This window comes from Knoellia sp. S7-12 (genome assembly GCF_040518285.1).
Classification (GTDB): domain Bacteria; phylum Actinomycetota; class Actinomycetes; order Actinomycetales; family Dermatophilaceae; genus Knoellia.
The window spans coordinates 3,193,225-3,211,390 of record NZ_CP155449.1 but is presented as its reverse complement, the minus strand read 5'-3'; the positions used below and the strand labels follow the sequence as shown (position 1 = coordinate 3,211,390).

The following is an 18,166-nucleotide window of genomic DNA, read 5'->3' as shown; positions in this document are numbered from 1 at the left end:
CTCAACGGGTGCCGCCCTTGCGACGTGTGGTGCTGAAACCTCAACTCACTGAAGACCCTTGGCCGCGAGCCACGGAGCGGGGTCGATGCCCTGCGCCTGCCCGTTCGGGTGGATCTCGAGGTGGAGGTGCGGGCCGGTGGAGCGACCCGTGTTGCCGGAGTAGCCGACGATGTCGCCCGGCATGACCTCGTCGCCCGGACCGGACGTGAAGCTGCTCATGTGGGCGTAGTAGGACTCGGTGCCGTCCCAGTAGGTGATCCGCACAAGGTTGCCCCGGGCGCCGTTGCTGCCGGTGAAGGTGACCGTGCCGCGCGACATTGCGCGAAGAGGTGTGCCGACGGGAGTGCCGAAGTCGTTGCCCCAGTGCATGCGTCCCCAGCGCATGCCATAGCCGGACGTGAACCTGGCACCCTCGATGGCCTGAACCCAACGCTTGCCTTCGCGCTCCAACTTGGCCTCGGCGGCGAGCTTGGCATCGGCCTTGGCCTTGGCAACGGCAGCGACGCGGATCTTGTCGCGGGCGACGCGCTTCTGCTCGGTGACGCGGCCCTGCAGTGCCGCCGTCTGGATGGCGACCTGCTGCCGGCGCGTGGACAGATCAGCCTGCTGGGCGACCTCGGTGGCGGCCTGGTCCCGAGCGGTCTGCGCCTGGGCAGCCGTCAGGTCAAGGGTCAGTGGAGCGGACTCGGCAACGGTGGCACCGGTGGCTGTCACGACCAGGGCAGCCGCAGCGGCCGTGGGCAGAACGAAACCAGGGTGAAGGGCGCGGGGGAGGCGGTTGGTCGCAGGTCTGCGATGCCGGCCTCGGTGGCGCCCCTGATAAGGGGAAGTCAAAACAGGGATACCTCACGTGCAGGGGACACGGGAGGCACCACCGTACCGTGACCTGACCGTTATACAAACTCGTTGTCCACAGAAGCGCTCTGACCTGCGGCGATGCCGTATAGGGAGTCGACGAGTCGCGCTGCGGTTCACCTGCGAGTGGCTCTGAGGCCACCCGTCGGGTGGATCAGGTTCGGGCCTGCGCCGTATGCCGTCCGCCCTCGAAGCGTCGTCCGTGCAGGGCCGCACTGTCCTCCGGGCGGGCGCGAAGGGCGATGGGGGTGACGCCTGCGGTGAGCGTCCCCCCGTCCTGGTCCAGCTCGGCGAGCGCCGTGGAGATGCCGTGGACGACGTCGCCCACGATCGGAAGGGAGATGTGCCCGACCCCGTGGAGGCGGATGTTGCGGACCGAGAGGTCAGGGTGGCGCAGCCTGCCGTTGCCCTGCGGCACGATCACGACGTCGGTGTCCGACCAGTAGCTGATGAACCGCGTGGTGCAGCCGGGCGCGGGTTCGTCGAGCTCGTTGATGAGGCCGCTTCCGGGGCGCATCTGGGCGCCGAGGCGACTCGGAAGGGCGTAGGCGCTGTAGGTGCCCTGGTGGGGAGTTCCCAACGTGACGAGCGTGTGGACGTGCTGGTCACCTGCGAGGCGGGTGACGTAGTAGCGGGCGATGAGGCCGCCGAGGCTGTGGCCGACGATGTGGATCTTCTCGTAGCCGGTGTCGGCAACGATTGCCTCGATCTCCTCGCCGAGTTGGGCGGCGGCGGTGCGGATGTCGGCCGTGAGCGATGAGTAATTCATGGCGTAGACCGAGCCGAACCCGCGCCGGGTCAGGCCGCGGCGGAGCAGGGTGAAGATGGAGCGGTTGTCGACGAACCCGTGGACGAGCAGGATCGGGGTTCCGGCGGCCTCGAGGTGGGAGATGATCAGTCCGCGCTGGACCGGGGCCAGGTGCTCGATGCGGTAGCCGCGCAAACCCTCGGTGCGTTCCTGGAAGATCCCGAGCGGGTAGGTCGCCAGGTGGGTCGAGATCCAGGCACCCTCGATCGCCATCCCGACAATGGCTCGCGGAGTGAGGAGCGTCCCCACGCCGCGGGCGAGTGCGGCGCCGGCCATGACGGCATGGCGGGCACGGTCGATCATCGGGGTGCCTGCTCGGTTGATGCGTCCATGGTGGTTTCACCGTAGTACGCGGCCTGCGAGGGGCTGTGTATGTAGTGAGGATCACGCCTGCGGTGTCACCAGATCGATACCCGTGGCCCGTGGGCTCTGCGCAGCGGCGCTAGGCTCGCCCCCGAACGGACCAGTGGTCATTGGACGACGACGTGAGGACGGAACGAATCCGTGGACCTTTTCGAGTACCAGGCACGCGATGTGTTCGAGAAGCACGGTGTACCCGTGCTGGCTGGAGCAGTTGCCACCACCCCTGAGGAAGCCCGCGCGGCCGCCGAGACCATCGGGGCCAAGAGCGGCGGCGTCACCGTCGTCAAGGCGCAGGTCAAGACCGGCGGACGAGGCAAGGCCGGCGGCGTCAAGGTCGCGAAGACTGCCGACCAGGCCGAGCAGTTCGCCAGTGAGATCCTCGGCATGGACATCAAGGGCCACACGGTCCACCAAGTGATGATCGCCCAGGGCGCGCAGATCGCCGAGGAGTACTACTTCTCCGTGCTGCTCGACCGCACCAACCGCACCTACCTCGCGATGTGCAGCGTCGAGGGCGGCATGGACATCGAGCAGCTGGCCGTCGAGCGCCCCGAGGCCCTCGCCAAGATCGCCGTCGACCCCAATGTGGGCATTGACACGGCCAAGGGCCAGGAGATCGTCGACGCGGCCGGCTTCGACGCCGAGACCGGCGCCAAGATCGTGCCCGTCCTCGAGAAGCTGTGGCTCGTCTACCGCGACGAGGACGCGACGCTGGTCGAGGTCAACCCGCTCGTCAAGACCAACGACGGCGACATCGTGGCGCTGGACGGCAAGGTCACCCTCGACGAGAACGCCGACTTCCGTCAGCCCGACCACCTCGCGCTCGAGGACAAGGCCGCTGCTGACCCGCTCGAGGCGGCCGCCAAGGAGAAGAACCTCAACTACGTGAAGCTCGACGGCAACGTCGGCATCATCGGCAACGGCGCGGGCCTCGTCATGAGCACGCTCGACGTCGTCGCCTACGCCGGCGAGTCGGTCGGCTCCAAGCCGGCCAACTTCCTCGACATCGGTGGCGGTGCGAGCGCCGAGGTCATGGCCAACGGGCTCGGCATCATCCTCGGCGACGAGCAGGTCAAGTCGGTCTTCGTCAACGTTTTCGGTGGCATCACCGCCTGTGACGAGGTCGCCCGCGGCATCGTCGGTGCCCTTGACACGCTCGGCGACGCAGCGACCAAGCCGCTCGTCGTGCGCCTCGACGGCAACAACGTGGACGAGGGCCGCCGCATCCTCGCGGAGCGCAACCACCCGCTCGTGACCATCGAAGCGACCATGGACGGCGCCGCGGCCAAGGCCGCCGAGCTCGCTGCCCAGGCTTCTGCGAACTGACCAAGGACGAGGACACCGCACATGGCAATCTTTTTGAACGCAGACAGCAAGGTCATCGTCCAGGGCATGACCGGTGCTGTCGGCATGAAGCACACGACGCTGATGCTCGCTGACGGCACCGCCGTCGTCGGTGGCGTCAACCCCAAGAAGGCCGGCACGTCGGTCGATGTCGACGGAACGGAGATCCCGGTCTTCGGTTCGGTCAAGGAGGCCATGGAGGCCACTGGCGCCAACGTCTCCGTCGTCTTCGTCCCGCCGGCCTTCACCAAGTCCGCCGTGGTCGAGGCGATCGACGCCGAGATCCCGCTCGTCGTCGTCATCACCGAGGGCGTGCCGGTCAAGGACTCGGCCGAGTTCTTCAACTATTCGCTCGGCAAGACCACCCGGATCATCGGCCCGAACTGCCCTGGCCTCATCAGCCCCGGCAAGTCCAACGCCGGCATCATCCCCGGCGACATCGCCGGGGCCGGCCGCATTGGCCTCGTCTCGAAGTCGGGCACCCTGACCTACCAGATGATGTACGAGTTGCGTGAGTTCGGCTTCTCCACCGCCATCGGCATCGGCGGTGACCCAATCATCGGCACCACGCACATCGACGCGCTCGAGGCGTTTCAGGCCGACGACGAGACCGACGCGATCGTCATGATCGGCGAGATCGGTGGCGACGCCGAGGAGCGGGCAGCGGCCTACATCCAGGAGCACGTCACGAAGCCGGTCGTCGGCTACGTCGCGGGCTTCACCGCTCCCGAGGGCAAGACGATGGGCCACGCCGGCGCCATCGTCTCCGGCTCGTCGGGCACCGCCCAGGCCAAGAAGGAGGCCCTCGAGGCCGCCGGAGTCAAGGTCGGCAAGACGCCGTCCGAGACGGCCGAGCTCATGCGCGAGATCATGCGGAGCCTCTGAACACAGCGCAAATCAAGGACCGCGCAACCAGCGTCTTCAATAGCGGGCGGCATACCGAGAATTCTTCGGTATGCCGCCCGCTCGCCTCGTGCGTGGTGCGTTCGCCGAGGAGGGACGCGAAAGGTGGCATCCGGATCGTCAGCGCTCGGCGTGTGCGCCGGGGGTGGGCCGCCACCTCGGGGGAGACTGGAACGCAATGACTGTCATGGAGATGCTGCGGGGCGGGCGCCCATCTGACGACGCGGACGGCGAGGTGTCGTCGGCCACGCCGTGGCTGCCCGACTCTGCTCGTGACGTCCTCATCGGGCTGTTCACCGGCCTGCTGTCCCTCTTTGTCGTGCTCGTCCCGACCACGCTCGGGTGGATGCTCGACCCGCGCCCGGGTGGGTCGCTCGCTGAGCCCCTGGGTGCGGCCTCATCGCTGTGGCTGCTCGTGCAGGGTGCCCGTCTCGGCTCCGGTGCGACAGTGGTGGCCTTCGTGCCGCTCGTGCTCGGTGCCCTCGCGGTCTGGGCTGCGTCACGCGGTGCGAGCCGCGCTCTCGACAGGGCGGATGTCGAGGACGAGTTCGTCGCCGACCTGCTTCCTCGCTCGGTCGTCTCCGTCGCCGCACGCTGGTGGGTCGGGTATGCCGTGGCCATCGCTCTCGCGTCCGCCCTCACCCTGGCCGGATCCTTGCCGTTGCGGTGGCTGAGTCTCGTCCTGCCCGTCGTCGGTGTGCCTGTGCTGGCGCTCGCGGTGGCCGGGCGCCGTCTCGGCCGCGACGCCGACATCCTCGGGCCACGCTTCGAGGCAGTCGTCGTTCCGGAGACCGCGCGTCGCGCCTGGGGTCCTGCCGTGCGCGGATTGGTCCTGCTGCTGGGGCTCGCCCTGCTCCTGGTCGTCGGCGCCATCGTCCTCAATTGGGGTGCGGTGAGCAGCCTGCAGTCAGAAGCCGGAACCGGCTTCCTCGGCGGGGTGCTGTTGGCCGGCGTCCAGCTGGCCTCTCTGCCCAACCTCGCCCTGTGGGTCGTGTCGTTCCTCGCCGGACCGGGCTTCTCGGTCGTCGACGGTGCCCACACCTCGGTGACGGGGTCGACGAGCGGGCTCATGCCACTTGTCCCGGTCTTCGGGGCGATGCCGGAGCCGGGGTCCCACGCCTGGGTGACCCGGCTGCTCGTTCTGGTGCCGGTGCTCATCGGTGGCTACGTCGGGCGGCGCGCGCTCACCGGCGTGGCGCGACTGTCGTCGCTGCGGACCAAGGCGTCGGTGGCGATCGTCGCGTGCGCCATGGTCGCCCTCACCGTGGGGATTCTCGACTGGCTCGGTGGCGGCTCACTCGGCGCCTACCGTCTCTCCGACATGGGCGCGCCGGCGCTGTGGCTGACGCTCATCCTGGGGTCCGAGCTGGTCGTGGGCGCCCTCACGGTCGTCGCCTGGGACACCTGGCGCCTGCGCCGCTGAGTGCCTGGACTTGACCTCTGGCGCGGATGAGGTTCTAGCGTCGTCGGCATGAACCAAGGTTTTGGCGCGATGAGGCTGCGAGATGACTCTGCGGATGACCCTGACCGCGACCCGGTGGCGGTGGTGCAGGCCGCCCTCGATGCCGGAGTCATGATGGTGGACACCGCCGACGCCTACCAGAACGAGGCGCTGGTCGGGCGGGCCATCAAGGGACGTCGCGAGGAGGTGACGCTCGCCAGCAAGTTCGGTTTGGTCTGGCAGGCCGAGGCCGCCGGAGGCTTTGACGTGCGGGCTGATGCCAACTACGTGCAGCACGCGTGTGAGGCAAGCCTGAGGCGGCTCGATGTTGAGGCAATCGACCTCTACTACCTCCACCATCGGAGCGAGAGGGTCCCCATCGAGGAGACGGTCGGCGCGATGGCAGGTCTGGTCAGGCAGGGGAAGGTTCGCTCGATCGGCCTGTCGAACGTGACCGCTGCTGACCTTCGCCGCGCCCACGCAGTCCACCCCATAGCTGCCCTGCAGGAACAGTGGTCCCTCGTGGAGAGAGGTGTCGAGCAGGACCTCCTGCCGACAGCGGTCGAGCTCGGGACGACTGTTGTGGCCCACTCGCCGAACGGTCACGGACTCCTCCACGCGCAGCCCTCAGGAGCCGCGGCCGGGCGCTCGCAAGGCCTGTCGGGCGTCTTGGCGCAGGTTGCCGACACTCACGAAGCCACGCCCGGGCAAGTGGCGCTCGCGTGGGTGCACCATCGACAGGAGGCGCATGGCGTGACCGTCGTCCCGATTCCGGGAACGACGAGCATCCGCCACCTTCGCGTCAATCTCGCGGCTGCCGAACTGAGCCTGAGCAGCGATGAGCTGCACCGCCTGGACGCTGCCACTGGATAGGGTGCTCGACGTGAACTCACCCGCCGGCATCGTCGTCCTTGTCTCCGGCTCCGGGACCCTCCTCCAGGCGCTCATCGACGCAAGTCTCGACCCGGCATACGGAGTCCGGATCCTGGCCGTGGGTGCGGACCGTGATGACATCGAGGGCCTGCAGCGCGCGCAGCGGGCCGACATCGAAACCTTCGTATGCCGCGTGCGCGACTTCCCAGACCGGGGCGCCTGGGATGTGGCGTTGGCTGCCGAGATCGCTTCTCGGACACCTGAGTTCGTCGTGACGGCCGGCTTCATGAAGATCCTTGGCCCGGCCGCGCTGGCCGACCGGACCATCATCAACACCCACCCGGCACTGCTGCCGAGCTTCCCCGGGGCGCACGCCGTGCGGGACGCGTTGGCCTACGGGGTCAAGGTGACCGGCACGACGGCTCACCTCGTCGACGCAGGCGTCGACACCGGACCGATCCTTGCCCAGCGAGTGGTCGAGGTGTGCGACGACGACACCGAGGAGACGCTGCACGAGCGCATCAAGGTGCAAGAGCGCGAGCTGCTCGTCGAGCTCGTGGGCGCACTGGGCCGGGGCGAGTTGGGTCTGCCGGGCCGCTAGAATCATCGGCGACGACTGGCGCAGGTGGACCACCACCGGGGAGTCACAAGGGATCGCATCGCCCGCCTGGGTGCTCCCACCTGTTGATCTCGTGCACCCGCACGCCCCCGCACCGCGATTGGAGCCATCCCCATGGCCGTCACCGTCAGCCAGCCCGGACCCACACAGGATCTCCGCCCGATCCGTCGGGCCCTCATCTCGGTCTTCGACAAGACCGGGCTCGAGGAGCTTGCGCGTGGCCTCCACGAGGCCGGTGTCGCGATCGTGTCGACCGGTGGCTCCGCCAAGCTCATCGAGGGGCTCGGCATCCCCGTGACCGAGGTCGCCGATCTGACCGGCTTCCCCGAGTGCCTCGAGGGCCGCGTCAAGACGCTGCACCCAGTGGTGCACGCCGGCATCCTCGCCGACACCCGCAAGCCCGATCACGTCGAGCAGCTCACTGAGCTCGGCGTCGAGGCGTTCGACCTCGTTGTCGTCAACCTCTACCCGTTCGCCGACACCGTCGCATCTGGCGCCTCTGCCGACGACATCGTCGAGAACATCGACATCGGCGGGCCCTCGATGGTTCGCGCGGCCGCAAAGAACCACCCGAGCGTGGCCGTGGTCGTCGACCCGACGGCATACGCCGAAGTTCTGGAAGCCGTGCACGGCAACGGTTTCACGTTCGCAGAGCGCAAGGCGCTCGCCGCGAAGGCGTTCGTGCACACGGCGACCTATGACGTGCACGTCGCGTCGTGGATGGGCAACGCCTACACCGACACGTCCGAGGGCTCGGGCTTCCCCGCGTGGGTGGGTGCGACGTGGTCGAAGTCAGAGGTCCTTCGCTATGGCGAGAACCCGCACCAGAGTGCCGCGATCTACACCAATGGCTTCGCGCCCGAGCCGGGTCTGGCGCAGGCGCGTCAGCTCCACGGCAAGGCCATGTCCTACAACAACTACGTCGATGCCGACGCTGCGGTGCGGGCGGCCCACGACCACGGCGACCAGCCGACGGTCGCGATCATCAAGCATGCCAACCCCTGCGGCATCGCGGTCGGCGCGGACGTCGCTGAGGCGCACCGACGCGCGCACGAGTGTGACCCGGTCTCCGCGTTCGGCGGCATCATCGCGACGAACCGGCCCGTGACCGTCGAGATGGCACGCGTCGTGGCTGACATCTTCACGGAGGTCGTCGTGGCACCCGGCTTCGATGCGGACGCACTCGAGGTGCTCACCGCCAAGAAGAACATCCGCCTCCTCGAGGCTGCGGCGCCGTCACGCGGTGGCGCCGAGATCCGACCGATCAATGGCGGTCTGCTCATGCAACACCGCGACACGGTCGACGCGGTCGTCTCTGATGAGACTGGGGCCGTCACCGGCGGGGACGACGCGGCCAATTGGCGGCTCGTCTCGGGCGAGGCCGCCGACGCGGCGACGCTCGCGGATCTGCAGTTCGCGTGGCGCTCGGTGCGCGCGGTGAAGTCCAACGCGATCCTGCTCGCCTCCGGTGGGGCGTCGGTCGGAATCGGGATGGGTCAGGTCAACCGCGTCGACTCGTGCCACCTCGCGGTGTCCCGTGCCAACTCTGGCGCCGGGGACGAGGGCGGTGTCGAGCGCGCACGCGGCGCCGTGGCCTCGTCGGATGCGTTCTTCCCGTTCGCCGACGGGCTCCAGGTGCTGCTCGACGCAGGCGTGCGCGCTGTCGTGGCCCCGGGTGGATCCATGCGTGACCCCGAGGTCATCGAGGCGGCTCAGGCTGCTGGCGTGACGATGTATTTCACCGGGACCCGCCACTTCTCCCACTGACGCACCTACTGCATCGTAGGTGGGGTGATCACCCCACCTAGGGTGCAGTAGGTCCTGCTCAAAACCCTGTCGTTCCGCACAGCTGGGGTGCCACACTTGGCGCAACGGTCGGACGTTCGCACCGGCGGTGAGGAGCAGGGGACATGTTCTGGATCATCACAGGGATCGTGCTCGGCGTCGTGCTCATCGGCGCATGGCTCTACGACCGCAAGTTCGGCCATGACAGGGGCTACAAGGAGGCGGGGGGCGGGACCCAGGCCCACGCCGACGCGTCGGTGACGCAGCTGGGCCAGTGGAACGGCCCCCTCTGAGGATCACCTGATTGCCACTGATTGCGCATTGCGACCGCGATCTGGCGTCGCGGTCGCAATGCGCGACTAGTGGCGGCTGCGACTGTGATGCGCAACCAGTGGTGGTGGGATCAGGTGGGGGGGACTAGGGGGCGCCGGGGGCGGCGTAGCCAGTGGGCTCGCCTTCGCCGAGGTCGATGATTGCTGCCACGGGGCCGCCACCGTCGGGGCCTTGGTGAGCGGCCGAGACTGACACGAACACGGCCGGGTCTCCGGTCACTGACGCGGTGACGCCACCGACGGTCGCCTTGATCTGGCGGTGCCAGTGGACGTCGGAGTCGTCGAGCATCGCGTTGCGCCGGCCACGGACCTGGCCGTCCTGGCTCACCTCGCACTTGAGGAAGACGTTGACGAGCCGACCCTTGATGTCACTGGTGTGGGGGCGGTCGGGCAGTTCGAGACCGGCGTCCTTGATGGCCTCCCAGATGCCGTCGGCGTCGAGGGCGTCGCGCATGACCGAGTGGCCGATGCGATAGCGGCCACCGACCCCGCGAGCGTTGCCGACGACGACGACCTGCGCCTGGTCGAGCTCGACGCCTGAGGAGCAGGAGGCTACTGCGGAGAACAGCGACCGGTTGTGCATGACGTCCTCGTCGGTCGGCATCTCGATCTCGCCGAGTGCCACGGCGATGCCGAGTCCGGTCGTGCCGTTGGAGAGGTCCATCGACTCGTGCGTGTGCTCGGTCCAGACCTTTTGCCCACGTGACTTCGCATCACGGATGGTGTGGATCGTCAGCAGCGGCGTCTTGGTCTGCACGTAATGAACGTCGGCGGGGTCGGTGATCCCGGCGCGCTCCATGGCGACCTTCACGGCGTCGGCGACCTTGGTGACCATGCCGACGTAGCCGATCTCCTCGGGGAGAATCGCTTCGCTCATGGCGAAGCCGACGGTGAGTCGTGGCTCGTCGGATTGCTCCGCCTTGTCGGCCGGGACGGTCGCAAAGATCGTGGCGTGCGGGCTGATGATGCCATCGGTTCCGCCCGACCAGACGATGGGCACCTGCTTGACCTGGTCGGCCGGTGCGCCCTTCTCGATGAGCACCTCACGAAAGGCCCGGTCCGCAATGATCCGGGTGTAGTCGTTGACCCCACCGTTGCCCTCGGTCTTGCCGATGATGGCGATGACGCGGCCTGCCTCCATCACCCCGTCGTCGATGAGCTTCGCGAGCTCGGAGGCGTCGGAGACACTGTGGAGCGGAACCTTGCGGACCTCGATGGCTTCTGGCACGGCTGGACCTTTCTGTGGAGGGGTCAATCTTCTGGGCTCGTGTCGATGACCGTGCCGAACTCTCGCTCGACGGCGTCGGTGATGTGGGCGAGTGAGGTGATGATGCTTCGGCCGCCTGACTCGGCGAAGCGCATCGCGGCGTCGACCTTGGGACCCATCGAGCCGGACGTGAACTGGCCGGCTGCGGCATACGCCTGCATCTGGGCGAGCGAGGTGAACTCGAGCGGACGCTCGTCCGGCGTGCCGTAGTCGACCATCGCGTGGTCGACGTCAGTGGCGATGATGAGGATGTCGCAGGCCAGCGCCTCGGCGAGCAACGCTGCGGTGAGGTCCTTGTCGATGACGGCCTCGACGCCACGCAGGGCTCCGTCTGACTCGCGGACGACCGGGATGCCGCCGCCACCGGCCGCGACGACGACCTGGCCAGCGTCGACGAGGGCGCGGATGGCGGGCAGGTCGAGGACTTCGCGCGGCTCCGGCGACGCCACGACGCGGCGCCACCCCTTGTCGCCGCGGTCCTCCCAGTGCTGGCCGTGCTCGATCATCTGCTGCGCCTCGGCAGCCGGCAGGTAGCGACCGATCGGCTTGCTGGGTTCGCGGAAATGGGGATCGTCGGCGTCGACGAGGGTCCGAGTCACGAGGGCTGCAACCGGGCGCGCGACCCCGCGACGAGCAAGCGCTGGCTCGAGCGCGTCCAGCATCGTGAAGCCGATCGTCCCCTGCGTCTGCGCGCCGCACCAATCCAGTGGCACGGGCGGGACGACCTGGGCAGCCAGCTCGTTCTTGACGAGGAGGTTGCCCACCTGGGGGCCGTTGCCGTGGGTGAGGACGACCTCGTGCCCGGCGGCGACCAGCTCGGCGACGTGCTCCATCGCCTCGGTGATGGCCCGCACCTGGTCGGCAGGGTGCGCCGACCCCTCGGGCGAGGTCATGGCATTGCCGCCGAGTGCTACGAGAACTCGCACGCGCTCACCTCCGGGACCGGCCGGCATACCCCGTCGGTATGCCGTTGCCGCGAGCCTAGGGAGACGGCTGCGGTCCGGCGTTGGCATCACCTGACAGGCGACGCCCTCCCGTTTGGCAGGTGTCGCAGGGCAGTTCACGCACTCAGGTGCGGGTGGCGATGACGAGGAGGTACTCCCAGTCGAGGACGGTGCCTTCGGTGCCACGGTCGAAGCGCTCGGCGAGCGCGAGGAGGTCGGCGTCCAGTGCGGCGACGCGCTCGGGGTCCTCGGCGATGAAGCGGTAGACCGCGATCGTCGGGCCGTAGTTCTCCTTGAAGAAGTCGACGAAGTGCTGCGGTGTCGGGAACTGGTCGACGACGAGGTCCTGCTGGACCGCCTTCGTGATCCTGACGCGATCTCCGAAGAGGTCCTGTACGTGGTCGACGTGACCCCAGAGCGGGGGCGGCTGGGCGCCGGGAGGAGGCGGCGGCGCATAGGGCTTCATCGTCGCGAACATCTGCCCGATGAACCCTTCGGGCGTCCAGCTGATGAGGCCGATGGTGCCGCCGGGGCGACAGACCCGCATGAGCTGGTCCGCGACCGGCTGGTGGTGCGGCGCGAACATCACGCCGACACAGGAGAGCACGGTGTCGAACTCTCCGTCCTCGCACGGCAGGTCCTCGGCGTCGGCGGCGAGCCAGGTGATGTGGAGTCCTTCGCCGTCGGCAACGCGCTCGCCCTCGGCAAGGAGCTCGGGTGTGAGGTCGGTGGCCACGACGTCCGCGCCGGTGCGGGCCGCGGGGATCGCGACATTGCCGGACCCGGCTGCGACGTCGTGGATGCGCTGTCCTGCACCGACGCTGGCGGCATCGACGAGGATCGGGCCGAGCGACGCGATGATTTCGCTGGCGACGGCGGGGTAGTTGCCGAGCGCCCACATCGCACGGTGCTTGGCCTTGAGTGCGGCGTCGTCGGTGGCTCGTGGGGTTGGGGTCGTGGTGCTCATCGGAGTGCCTTCCTTCGGTGATGGTTGATCCACTCAACCTAGGAATGCGGAGGTGCCCGTCACATCGGCGCGTGCACGCAACGGTGAGGGGGGCTCGATGGTGCGGTGGCGGCATACGCGTAGCCGCGAGACCTGCTCAGCGCGAGGTGAGGAGGCGTGCGACGGCGGCCGTGCGCGCCGACTTCCCGTGGAGGTCGAGCTTCGCGTAGAGATTGCTGAAGTGCCGCTCGACCGTGCGAGGGCTGAGCACGAGCTCGGCGGCGATCTCGTCGTTGTCGAGACCGCGAGCGGCGAGGCCCAGGATCTCGCGCTCACGAGCAGACAGGGTGGCGAGCGTGGAGGACTCCGTCGGGGTGGGCGCGGCAGAGGCTGGGCGCTCGGGTTCGTCGAGGAAGGCTCGCAGCGCCTCCTGGAAGGCAGGCCAGGCGGGTTCGTCCTCGAGGACGATGTGGTTGTCGCTCTCGAGGGCGACGAGTCGCGCGCCCGCGATGTGACTCGCGAGGTAGCGGGCCTCGGAGAAGTCATTCATCCGGTCACCACGCGAGTGCAGGACGAGGGTTGCTGCAGTGAGTTGGTCGAGCAGGTGGGAGGCATCGGTCGCGAGGCGTTGGCGGCGGGAGGTCCGGGCGGTGTCTGCGGAGGTTGCGTTGCGCTGCAGCTCGTCGAGCCAGACGTGCTGCTCCTCGGTCGCGCCGGGGATCATGAGCGATGTGAACACCCGGCGGAAGGCCGAGTCCGGTCGTGCCCACCCGACCTTGATGAGGGCGTCGAGGGTGTCGTCCATCTCGGCCGCGTCCGGGTCCTTGGACTGCTGGCCCGAATAGCTGCCATAGAAGGCGAGTCGAGAGATGCGCTCAGGGTGGCGAGCGGCATACGCGATGGCGACCGGGCCACCCTGGGCCATGGCGAGGAGGTCGAAGCGGGCGAGCTCGGCATCGTCGACGACGGCCTCGAGGTCGGCGAGGCGCACCTCGAGACTGTGGTCCTCGACGCCGCGGTCGGACAGTCCGTGGCCACGCTCGTCGAAGCGGATGACGGTGTGCGAGCGACCCCACTCGACAAGATAGTGGCGCCAGACGGGTGAGGCCCAGTCGTACTGCAGGTGGCTCAGCCAACACGAGTCGACGACGAGCGGCGGGCCGGAACCGTGGATGGCATAGGCGATCTGCACCCCGTCGCTGGACCGACAGAAGCGGACTTCCTGCCGGGGGACGGGAGGGTCAGACGCCACGCTTCAGCGTAGGACCGCTGCCACGACCGAGTTGGCGGTATCGCGTGTGCCGGTCGGTGAGGCGCTGGGTGGGTTCGACCTCGGAGAGCTCGGCCAGCTCGTGGCGGATCGCCTGACCCATCCGTTGGCAGAAGGCTTCTGGTTCCTGAGAGGCGTCCGGGCGCTCGGCGACGATGCGGTCGATGATCCCGTCCTCGAGGAGGTCGAGGGATCGGACCCGTTGGCGTTCGGCGAGCTCGGGTGCTCGATCGGGGGTGCGATGGAGGATCGCGGAGGCGCCCTCCGGCGGGAGCGGAGAGAGCCACGAGTGCTGGGCGCTGATGACGCGGTCGGCGGGCATGAGGGCAAGTGCGCCGCCGCCCGTGCCCTGACCGAGCAGGACGCAGACGGTGGGAACGTCGAGGACGACGAGCTCTGACAGGCACCGGGCGATCTCGCCGGCCATGCCACCCTCCTCGGCCTCCTTGGACAGTGCCGCGCCGGCCGTGTCGATGATGCTCACGAGGGGCAGGTTGAGCTCGGTGGCGAGCTTCATGCCGCGCCGAGCGACGCGAAGTCCGGACGGACCGAGAGGTGCTTCGGTCTGCTCGCCCCGGCGGTCCTGACCCAGGACGACGCAGGGCGTGCCCTCGAAGCGGGCGAGCGCGAGGAACAACGACCGGTCCCATTCGCCCGCACCGGTGCCGAAGAGGGGCAGCACGTCGGTGGCGCCGAGCTTGAGCAGGGCGCGCACTCCGGGGCGAGAGGGTTTGCGGGACAACAGGATTGACTCCCAAGCAGCGATGTCGGGGAGCTGCTCGCGGGGGACCTCGGGGGCGGGCTTGCTGTCGTGAGGAGCGAGGACGAGGTCGAGGAAGCGCGCCGCGGTCTCGGTGAGCAGCTCGACGGGGAGGACGGCGTCGAGCAGCCCGTGGGCGAAGAGGTTCTCAGCGGTCTGGACGCCATCGGGGAACTGTTGACCGTAGAGCGCTTCGTAGACGCGGGCGCCGAGGAAGCCGATCGTGGCACCCGGCTCGCCCACTGTGACATGGCCGAGTGAGCCCCACGAGGCGAACACCCCGCCAGTCGTGGGGTGGCGCAGGTAGGTGATGTAGGGCAGGTGTTCCCGCTTGTAGGCCGCCACGGCAGCCGAGATCTTGACCATCGTCACGAACGCGGGCGTGCCCTCCTGCATGCGGGTGCCACCCGATGCGGGCGCAGCGAAGAGCGGCAGTCGTTCCTCGGTGGCCCGCTCGAACGCGAGGACGATGCGTTCGGCCGCGGCGACCCCGATCGAGCCGGCCATGAAGCGGAACTCCCCGGCGATGACAGCGACCCGGTGGCCGCCGATCCGGCCCTCCCCGGTGACGATGGACTCGTCCGTGCCGGCCTTCTCGGCAGCGGCGGCGAGCTCTGCGGCATAAAGGCTGTCGGGTTCGGCCACAGCGAGCGGCCGCTCGTCCCAGGACTGCCAGATGCCGTCGTCGAGGACTGCGGCGATGAGCTCAGCGGACGTGGGGCGGGAGGGCGTGGCTGGCTTGCCGGGGTCGCTGGGCGTGGCGGTCATGACGGGTCCTCCTCGGCGAGCCACGCCCGCACACTGTCGTTGTGCTGGCCGAGCGTGGGAGGAGCGAGGTGCGTCTCACGTCCGCCAGCAAAAGCGTTGTCGTCAAGGCGGATCGGCGGACCGGGGATCTCGATGGACCCGAGGACCGGGTGGTCGACATCGAGGACGAGTCCTTGCGAGCGGGTCTGGTCCCAGTCATAGACCCGGTCGATGGTCCGGACCTCGCCTGAGGGGATGCCGAGCTCCGCGAGGCGGGGGAGGAGGTCGTCGAGGCGCCACGTCGAGAAGGCGCTGTTGAGCCTCGAGCGGACGAGGTCGGGGTGGGCGACGCGTTCGCGGTTGGTGGCGAGACCGGGGGTCCTGGGGTCGATGCTGAAGCCCTCCGCGAGCGTGACCCAGAGCGACTCGGAGCCGCACGCGATCTGGATGTCTCCGTCCTCGCAGTGGAACAGTCCGTAGGGCGAGAGCGCCGGGTGGTGGTTGCCCTGGGCGTGCCCGACGTGACCAGCGACCGTGTATGCCGTGCCCTGGAAGGCGTGTGCGCCGACGACCGCTGCGAGCAGACTCGTGCGGACCACCCGACCCTTGCCGGTCGTGTTGCGCTCGTGGAGGGCGGAGACGACTCCGTAGGCGCCATACATGCCGGCGAGCAGGTCGCCGATGGGGACGCCGATGCGGGTGGGTTCGTCAGCACTGGGTCCCGTGACCGACATGAGGCCCGCCTCGCCCTGGGCGATCTGGTCGTAGCCGGCGCGACCACCCTGGGGCCCGTCGTGGCCGAACCCGCTGATCGCGAGGACGACGAGGCGCGGGTTGAGCTCTTGGAGCCGCTCGACGGTGAAGCCGAGGCGGTCGAGGACGCCCGGGCGGAAGTTCTCGATGAGGACGTCGGAGCGCTGCACGAGCTTGGTCAGGACGTCGCGGCCGTCGTCGGACTTGAGGTCGAGGGTGATCGACTCCTTGTTGCGGTTGGCTGCGAGGAAGTAGGTCGAGATGGGGTCGTCCTCGGGACCGACGAAAGGCGGTCCCCAGCCGCGGGTGTCGTCACCGGTGCCGGGGCTCTCGACCTTGATGACGCGAGCACCCATGTCTCCCAGCATCATCGCGGCATGGGGGCCGGCGAGAGCTCGTGAGAGGTCGACGACGGTGAGGTCCTGCAGGGGTCCGGTCACGGCTCAAGCTCCTTTTGGTGCGCGTGGGGTCGAGCCTAGGGAGCGAAGCGGGTCGGGTGATCGGTCAGGTCGTGGCAAGACGAACGTCACACGGTGGCACCTTCTGCCAAAGGCGATTCGCGTATGCCGTGTGCTCAGGTGTTCGCGGCGCGCGCTGCGCTGCGGCTGAGTCTCACCAGCAGCCACACGGCCCCGCCCAGGACGGCGATGACGGGCACGAAATTGATCGGGCTCGGGCCCACGAGCGCGAGCATGACTCCGATGGCGGCGGAGAGTGTCAGAAGGGTGGCCGGGATGACGAGGACCGATGCGAGTTGCTGTTTGGATGTCCACACGGAAGTAGCTGCGCTCAGCGCACACACCGCGATCCATGGCAGGAAGAAAAGCCAGCTAGCGGACAACAGTCCGGAGGGGCCCTGCATCCCGAACGTGAGGGGCAGCAATAGGAAGGCGAGGCATGCGGCGTTGATGGCCACTGCTGTGTGGGCCTGCCAAGTCCGTGGAGCAGAGGCCCGGGGCGGCGCGATGGGAGTGGGACTGGTGCGGCCGGCATACGCCTCGTCTGCGACGGAATACGGTGAGCCGAGTTCGGCGAGCACCGCGCGCACGTCGTCGTCGGTGGCTCCGGGCACGAGTGAGGCATCGAGGTGCTCGCGCACGCCGCCGAGGACCTCTGCGCGTTCGCCGGGCTCGACCCCGTGGAGCAGCATTTCGAGGTCACGCAGATAGGCGCTGACGAGTGGGTGAGTGACTGCTGAGGTCATGGCGTGCCCCCTTGGATGGCGGTGTCGACCGCGTCGCGGAACGGTTTCCAGGTGCGGGTGAAGGCTTCGAGGGCGGAGCGCCCGTCATGGGTGAGCGAGTAGTAGCGACGTGGCGGTCCCTCGACCGACTCCTGCCACTTCGTGTCGACAAGTCCGGCCTTGCGCAGCCGGGCGAGCAGCGGATAGAGCGTGCCCTCGCCCGACATGAGGATCCCGTCGACGGTGAGGCGCCGGGCGATGTCGAGCCCATAGAGCTCCTGCTCCTGGAGCATCGCGAGGACGCAGTACTCCAGGGCACCGCGACGCAGGTGCGTCAGGATGGCGTCGTCGCTGGGTACCATGCGACACAAGATAGCGCACGACGCTGCCCTGTGTGGCTGGAAGCCCGCCATAGCGCGCTCTGAGGCACACAAGGCGAGGATTTAGGCTCGGCCCTCGGGTTCTGCGTGAGTCATGAACTCCCACACGAGCCAGTGGGCGAGGGCCACCAGCAGGATGAGCAGCGTCGCCTCGGCCTGGAGGGGCGTCACCCCAAGCGGTTTGGCCAGCTCAGGCGCGACACCGAGGACGGCGATGGCCGCATAGATGACGGCGGCGATCCACCGGTGGCGGGCAAAGGTGCCGGCATCACCATCGGCGTGTGCGCGCTGCAGCAGGCGCAGCGTGGACCAGCACCCGAGCGCCGCCACGATGACGAAGCTCGCCCGCCAGATGTGCGGGCTGGTCGTTCCGCCGATCTGCGCGAAGAGCCCCATGAGCGCGGGCAGGAGGAAGGCGAGGTAGATCCCTCCGGCATCACGGCGACCCGTGGGGGAGCGCAGCCACGCCTCGTATCTCTGGACCACGGTCCACCACAGCCCGACGAGCGTGAAGCACGTGGCGGAGAACAGTGCATAGAACGTCGAGACATCCATGTCGAGCCTCTCGAGCCTCTCGAGCCGTGGGTCTGCCC

At 68.6% G+C, this 18,166-nt stretch carries 18 protein-coding genes and 1 riboswitch; of the genes, 7 read left to right on the top strand and 11 right to left on the bottom strand.

All coding sequences use genetic code 11. The features are described from left to right. Nucleotides 1–45: 45 nt before the first annotated feature. Complete coding sequence (locus V6K52_RS15445) at nt 46–714, bottom strand: M23 family metallopeptidase (protein ID WP_353951007.1); 669 nt, start codon at nt 712–714, stop codon at nt 46–48. Between the two features lie 295 nt (nt 715–1,009). Next, entirely contained in the window at nt 1,010–1,966 is a 957-nt protein-coding gene (locus V6K52_RS15440; protein ID WP_353951006.1) for an alpha/beta fold hydrolase, read from the bottom strand. Nucleotides 1,967–2,167: 201 nt separating this feature from the next. Between V6K52_RS15440 and sucC the strand changes: the two genes are divergently transcribed. From sucC to V6K52_RS15405, 7 genes are all read left to right on the top strand, one after another. Further along, nucleotides 2,168–3,352 carry an ADP-forming succinate--CoA ligase subunit beta gene (sucC, locus tag V6K52_RS15435; RefSeq protein WP_353951005.1) on the top strand — a complete coding sequence of 395 codons (1,185 nt, stop codon included), beginning with the start codon at nt 2,168–2,170 and terminating at the stop codon, nt 3,350–3,352. A gap of 21 nt (nt 3,353–3,373) precedes the next feature. Then, nucleotides 3,374–4,255 carry a succinate--CoA ligase subunit alpha gene (gene sucD, locus V6K52_RS15430; protein WP_353951004.1) on the top strand — a complete coding sequence of 294 codons (882 nt, stop codon included), beginning with the start codon at nt 3,374–3,376 and terminating at the stop codon, nt 4,253–4,255. 70 nt (nt 4,256–4,325) lie between these two features. After that, nucleotides 4,326–5,696: a DUF6350 family protein gene (locus tag V6K52_RS15425; RefSeq protein ID WP_353951003.1), complete on the top strand. Its 1,371-nt coding sequence runs from the start codon at nt 4,326–4,328 to the stop codon at nt 5,694–5,696. 48 nt (nt 5,697–5,744) lie between these two features. Beyond that, a complete protein-coding gene (locus V6K52_RS15420; protein WP_353951002.1) occupies nt 5,745–6,587 on the top strand; it encodes an aldo/keto reductase in 843 nt (280 codons plus the stop codon). A gap of 1 nt (nt 6,588) precedes the next feature. Further along, nucleotides 6,589–7,188, top strand: coding sequence for a phosphoribosylglycinamide formyltransferase (gene purN / locus V6K52_RS15415; protein ID WP_353953786.1), 600 nt, complete (start codon nt 6,589–6,591; stop codon nt 7,186–7,188). A gap of 1 nt (nt 7,189) precedes the next feature. Beyond that, nucleotides 7,190–7,267, top strand: a riboswitch (ZMP/ZTP riboswitch). 53 nt (nt 7,268–7,320) lie between these two features. Then, on the top strand, nt 7,321–8,973 hold the full coding sequence (gene purH / locus V6K52_RS15410) for a bifunctional phosphoribosylaminoimidazolecarboxamide formyltransferase/IMP cyclohydrolase (protein ID WP_353951001.1): 1,653 nt from the start codon (nt 7,321–7,323) through the stop codon (nt 8,971–8,973). 143 nt (nt 8,974–9,116) lie between these two features. Further along, nucleotides 9,117–9,284 (top strand): hypothetical protein, encoded by a 168-nt coding sequence (locus tag V6K52_RS15405; protein ID WP_353951000.1) that lies wholly within the window; start codon nt 9,117–9,119, stop codon nt 9,282–9,284. A 124-nt stretch (nt 9,285–9,408) separates the two neighbouring features. On the opposite strand, the gene V6K52_RS15400 is transcribed toward V6K52_RS15405, so the two are convergent. The 9 genes from V6K52_RS15400 to V6K52_RS15360 form a co-directional block, all read right to left on the bottom strand. Then, nucleotides 9,409–10,551, bottom strand: a complete 1,143-nt coding sequence (locus V6K52_RS15400) for a ring-opening amidohydrolase (protein ID WP_353950999.1) — start codon at nt 10,549–10,551, stop codon at nt 9,409–9,411. A 23-nt stretch (nt 10,552–10,574) separates the two neighbouring features. Further along, entirely contained in the window at nt 10,575–11,543 is a 969-nt protein-coding gene (gene arcC, locus V6K52_RS15395) for a carbamate kinase (protein ID WP_353950998.1), read from the bottom strand. Nucleotides 11,544–11,658: 115 nt separating this feature from the next. Then, complete coding sequence (locus V6K52_RS15390; protein ID WP_353950997.1) at nt 11,659–12,501, bottom strand: class I SAM-dependent methyltransferase; 843 nt, start codon at nt 12,499–12,501, stop codon at nt 11,659–11,661. A 136-nt stretch (nt 12,502–12,637) separates the two neighbouring features. Then, a complete protein-coding gene (locus tag V6K52_RS15385) occupies nt 12,638–13,732 on the bottom strand; it encodes an alpha/beta fold hydrolase (protein ID WP_353950996.1) in 1,095 nt (364 codons plus the stop codon). Continuing rightward, a complete protein-coding gene (locus V6K52_RS15380; RefSeq protein WP_353950995.1) occupies nt 13,722–15,278 on the bottom strand; it encodes a carboxyl transferase domain-containing protein in 1,557 nt (518 codons plus the stop codon). The genes V6K52_RS15385 and V6K52_RS15380 overlap by 11 nt, the downstream gene beginning before the upstream one ends. Continuing rightward, nucleotides 15,275–16,450: a CoA transferase gene (locus V6K52_RS15375; RefSeq protein ID WP_353950994.1), complete on the bottom strand. Its 1,176-nt coding sequence runs from the start codon at nt 16,448–16,450 to the stop codon at nt 15,275–15,277. Before V6K52_RS15375 ends, V6K52_RS15380 begins: the two co-directional genes overlap by 4 nt. Nucleotides 16,451–16,584: 134 nt before the next feature. Then, nucleotides 16,585–17,214: a hypothetical protein gene (locus V6K52_RS15370; protein ID WP_353950993.1), complete on the bottom strand. Its 630-nt coding sequence runs from the start codon at nt 17,212–17,214 to the stop codon at nt 16,585–16,587. Continuing rightward, the gene (locus tag V6K52_RS15365; RefSeq protein ID WP_353950992.1) at nt 17,211–17,555 is read right to left on the bottom strand and encodes a PadR family transcriptional regulator; all 345 of its coding nucleotides are present in this window, start codon (nt 17,553–17,555) and stop codon (nt 17,211–17,213) included. Before V6K52_RS15365 ends, V6K52_RS15370 begins: the two co-directional genes overlap by 4 nt. Nucleotides 17,556–17,636: 81 nt before the next feature. Continuing rightward, nucleotides 17,637–18,128, bottom strand: a complete 492-nt coding sequence (locus V6K52_RS15360) for a hypothetical protein (protein ID WP_353950991.1) — start codon at nt 18,126–18,128, stop codon at nt 17,637–17,639. Nucleotides 18,129–18,166: the final 38 nt, after the last annotated feature.

Bases quoted from the DNA above. Each gene is read 5' to 3' on its own strand.
- V6K52_RS15440 (WP_353951006.1), bottom strand. From the start codon at position 1,966: ATGATCGACCGTGCCCGCCATGCCGTCATGGCCGGCGCCGCACTCGCC.
- sucD (WP_353951004.1), top strand. From the start codon at position 3,374: ATGGCAATCTTTTTGAACGCAGACAGCAAGGTCATCGTCCAGGGCATG.
- V6K52_RS15425 (WP_353951003.1), top strand. From the start codon at position 4,326: ATGCCGCCCGCTCGCCTCGTGCGTGGTGCGTTCGCCGAGGAGGGACGC.
- V6K52_RS15420 (WP_353951002.1), top strand. From the start codon at position 5,745: ATGAACCAAGGTTTTGGCGCGATGAGGCTGCGAGATGACTCTGCGGAT.
- purH (WP_353951001.1), top strand. From the start codon at position 7,321: ATGGCCGTCACCGTCAGCCAGCCCGGACCCACACAGGATCTCCGCCCG.
- V6K52_RS15405 (WP_353951000.1), top strand. From the start codon at position 9,117: ATGTTCTGGATCATCACAGGGATCGTGCTCGGCGTCGTGCTCATCGGC.
- arcC (WP_353950998.1), bottom strand. From the start codon at position 11,543: ATGCCGGCCGGTCCCGGAGGTGAGCGCGTGCGAGTTCTCGTAGCACTC.
- V6K52_RS15390 (WP_353950997.1), bottom strand. From the start codon at position 12,501: ATGAGCACCACGACCCCAACCCCACGAGCCACCGACGACGCCGCACTC.
- V6K52_RS15380 (WP_353950995.1), bottom strand. From the start codon at position 15,278: ATGACCGCCACGCCCAGCGACCCCGGCAAGCCAGCCACGCCCTCCCGC.
- V6K52_RS15370 (WP_353950993.1), bottom strand. From the start codon at position 17,214: ATGACCTCAGCAGTCACTCACCCACTCGTCAGCGCCTATCTGCGTGAC.
- V6K52_RS15365 (WP_353950992.1), bottom strand. From the start codon at position 17,555: ATGGTACCCAGCGACGACGCCATCCTGACGCACCTGCGTCGCGGTGCC.
- V6K52_RS15360 (WP_353950991.1), bottom strand. From the start codon at position 18,128: ATGGATGTCTCGACGTTCTATGCACTGTTCTCCGCCACGTGCTTCACG.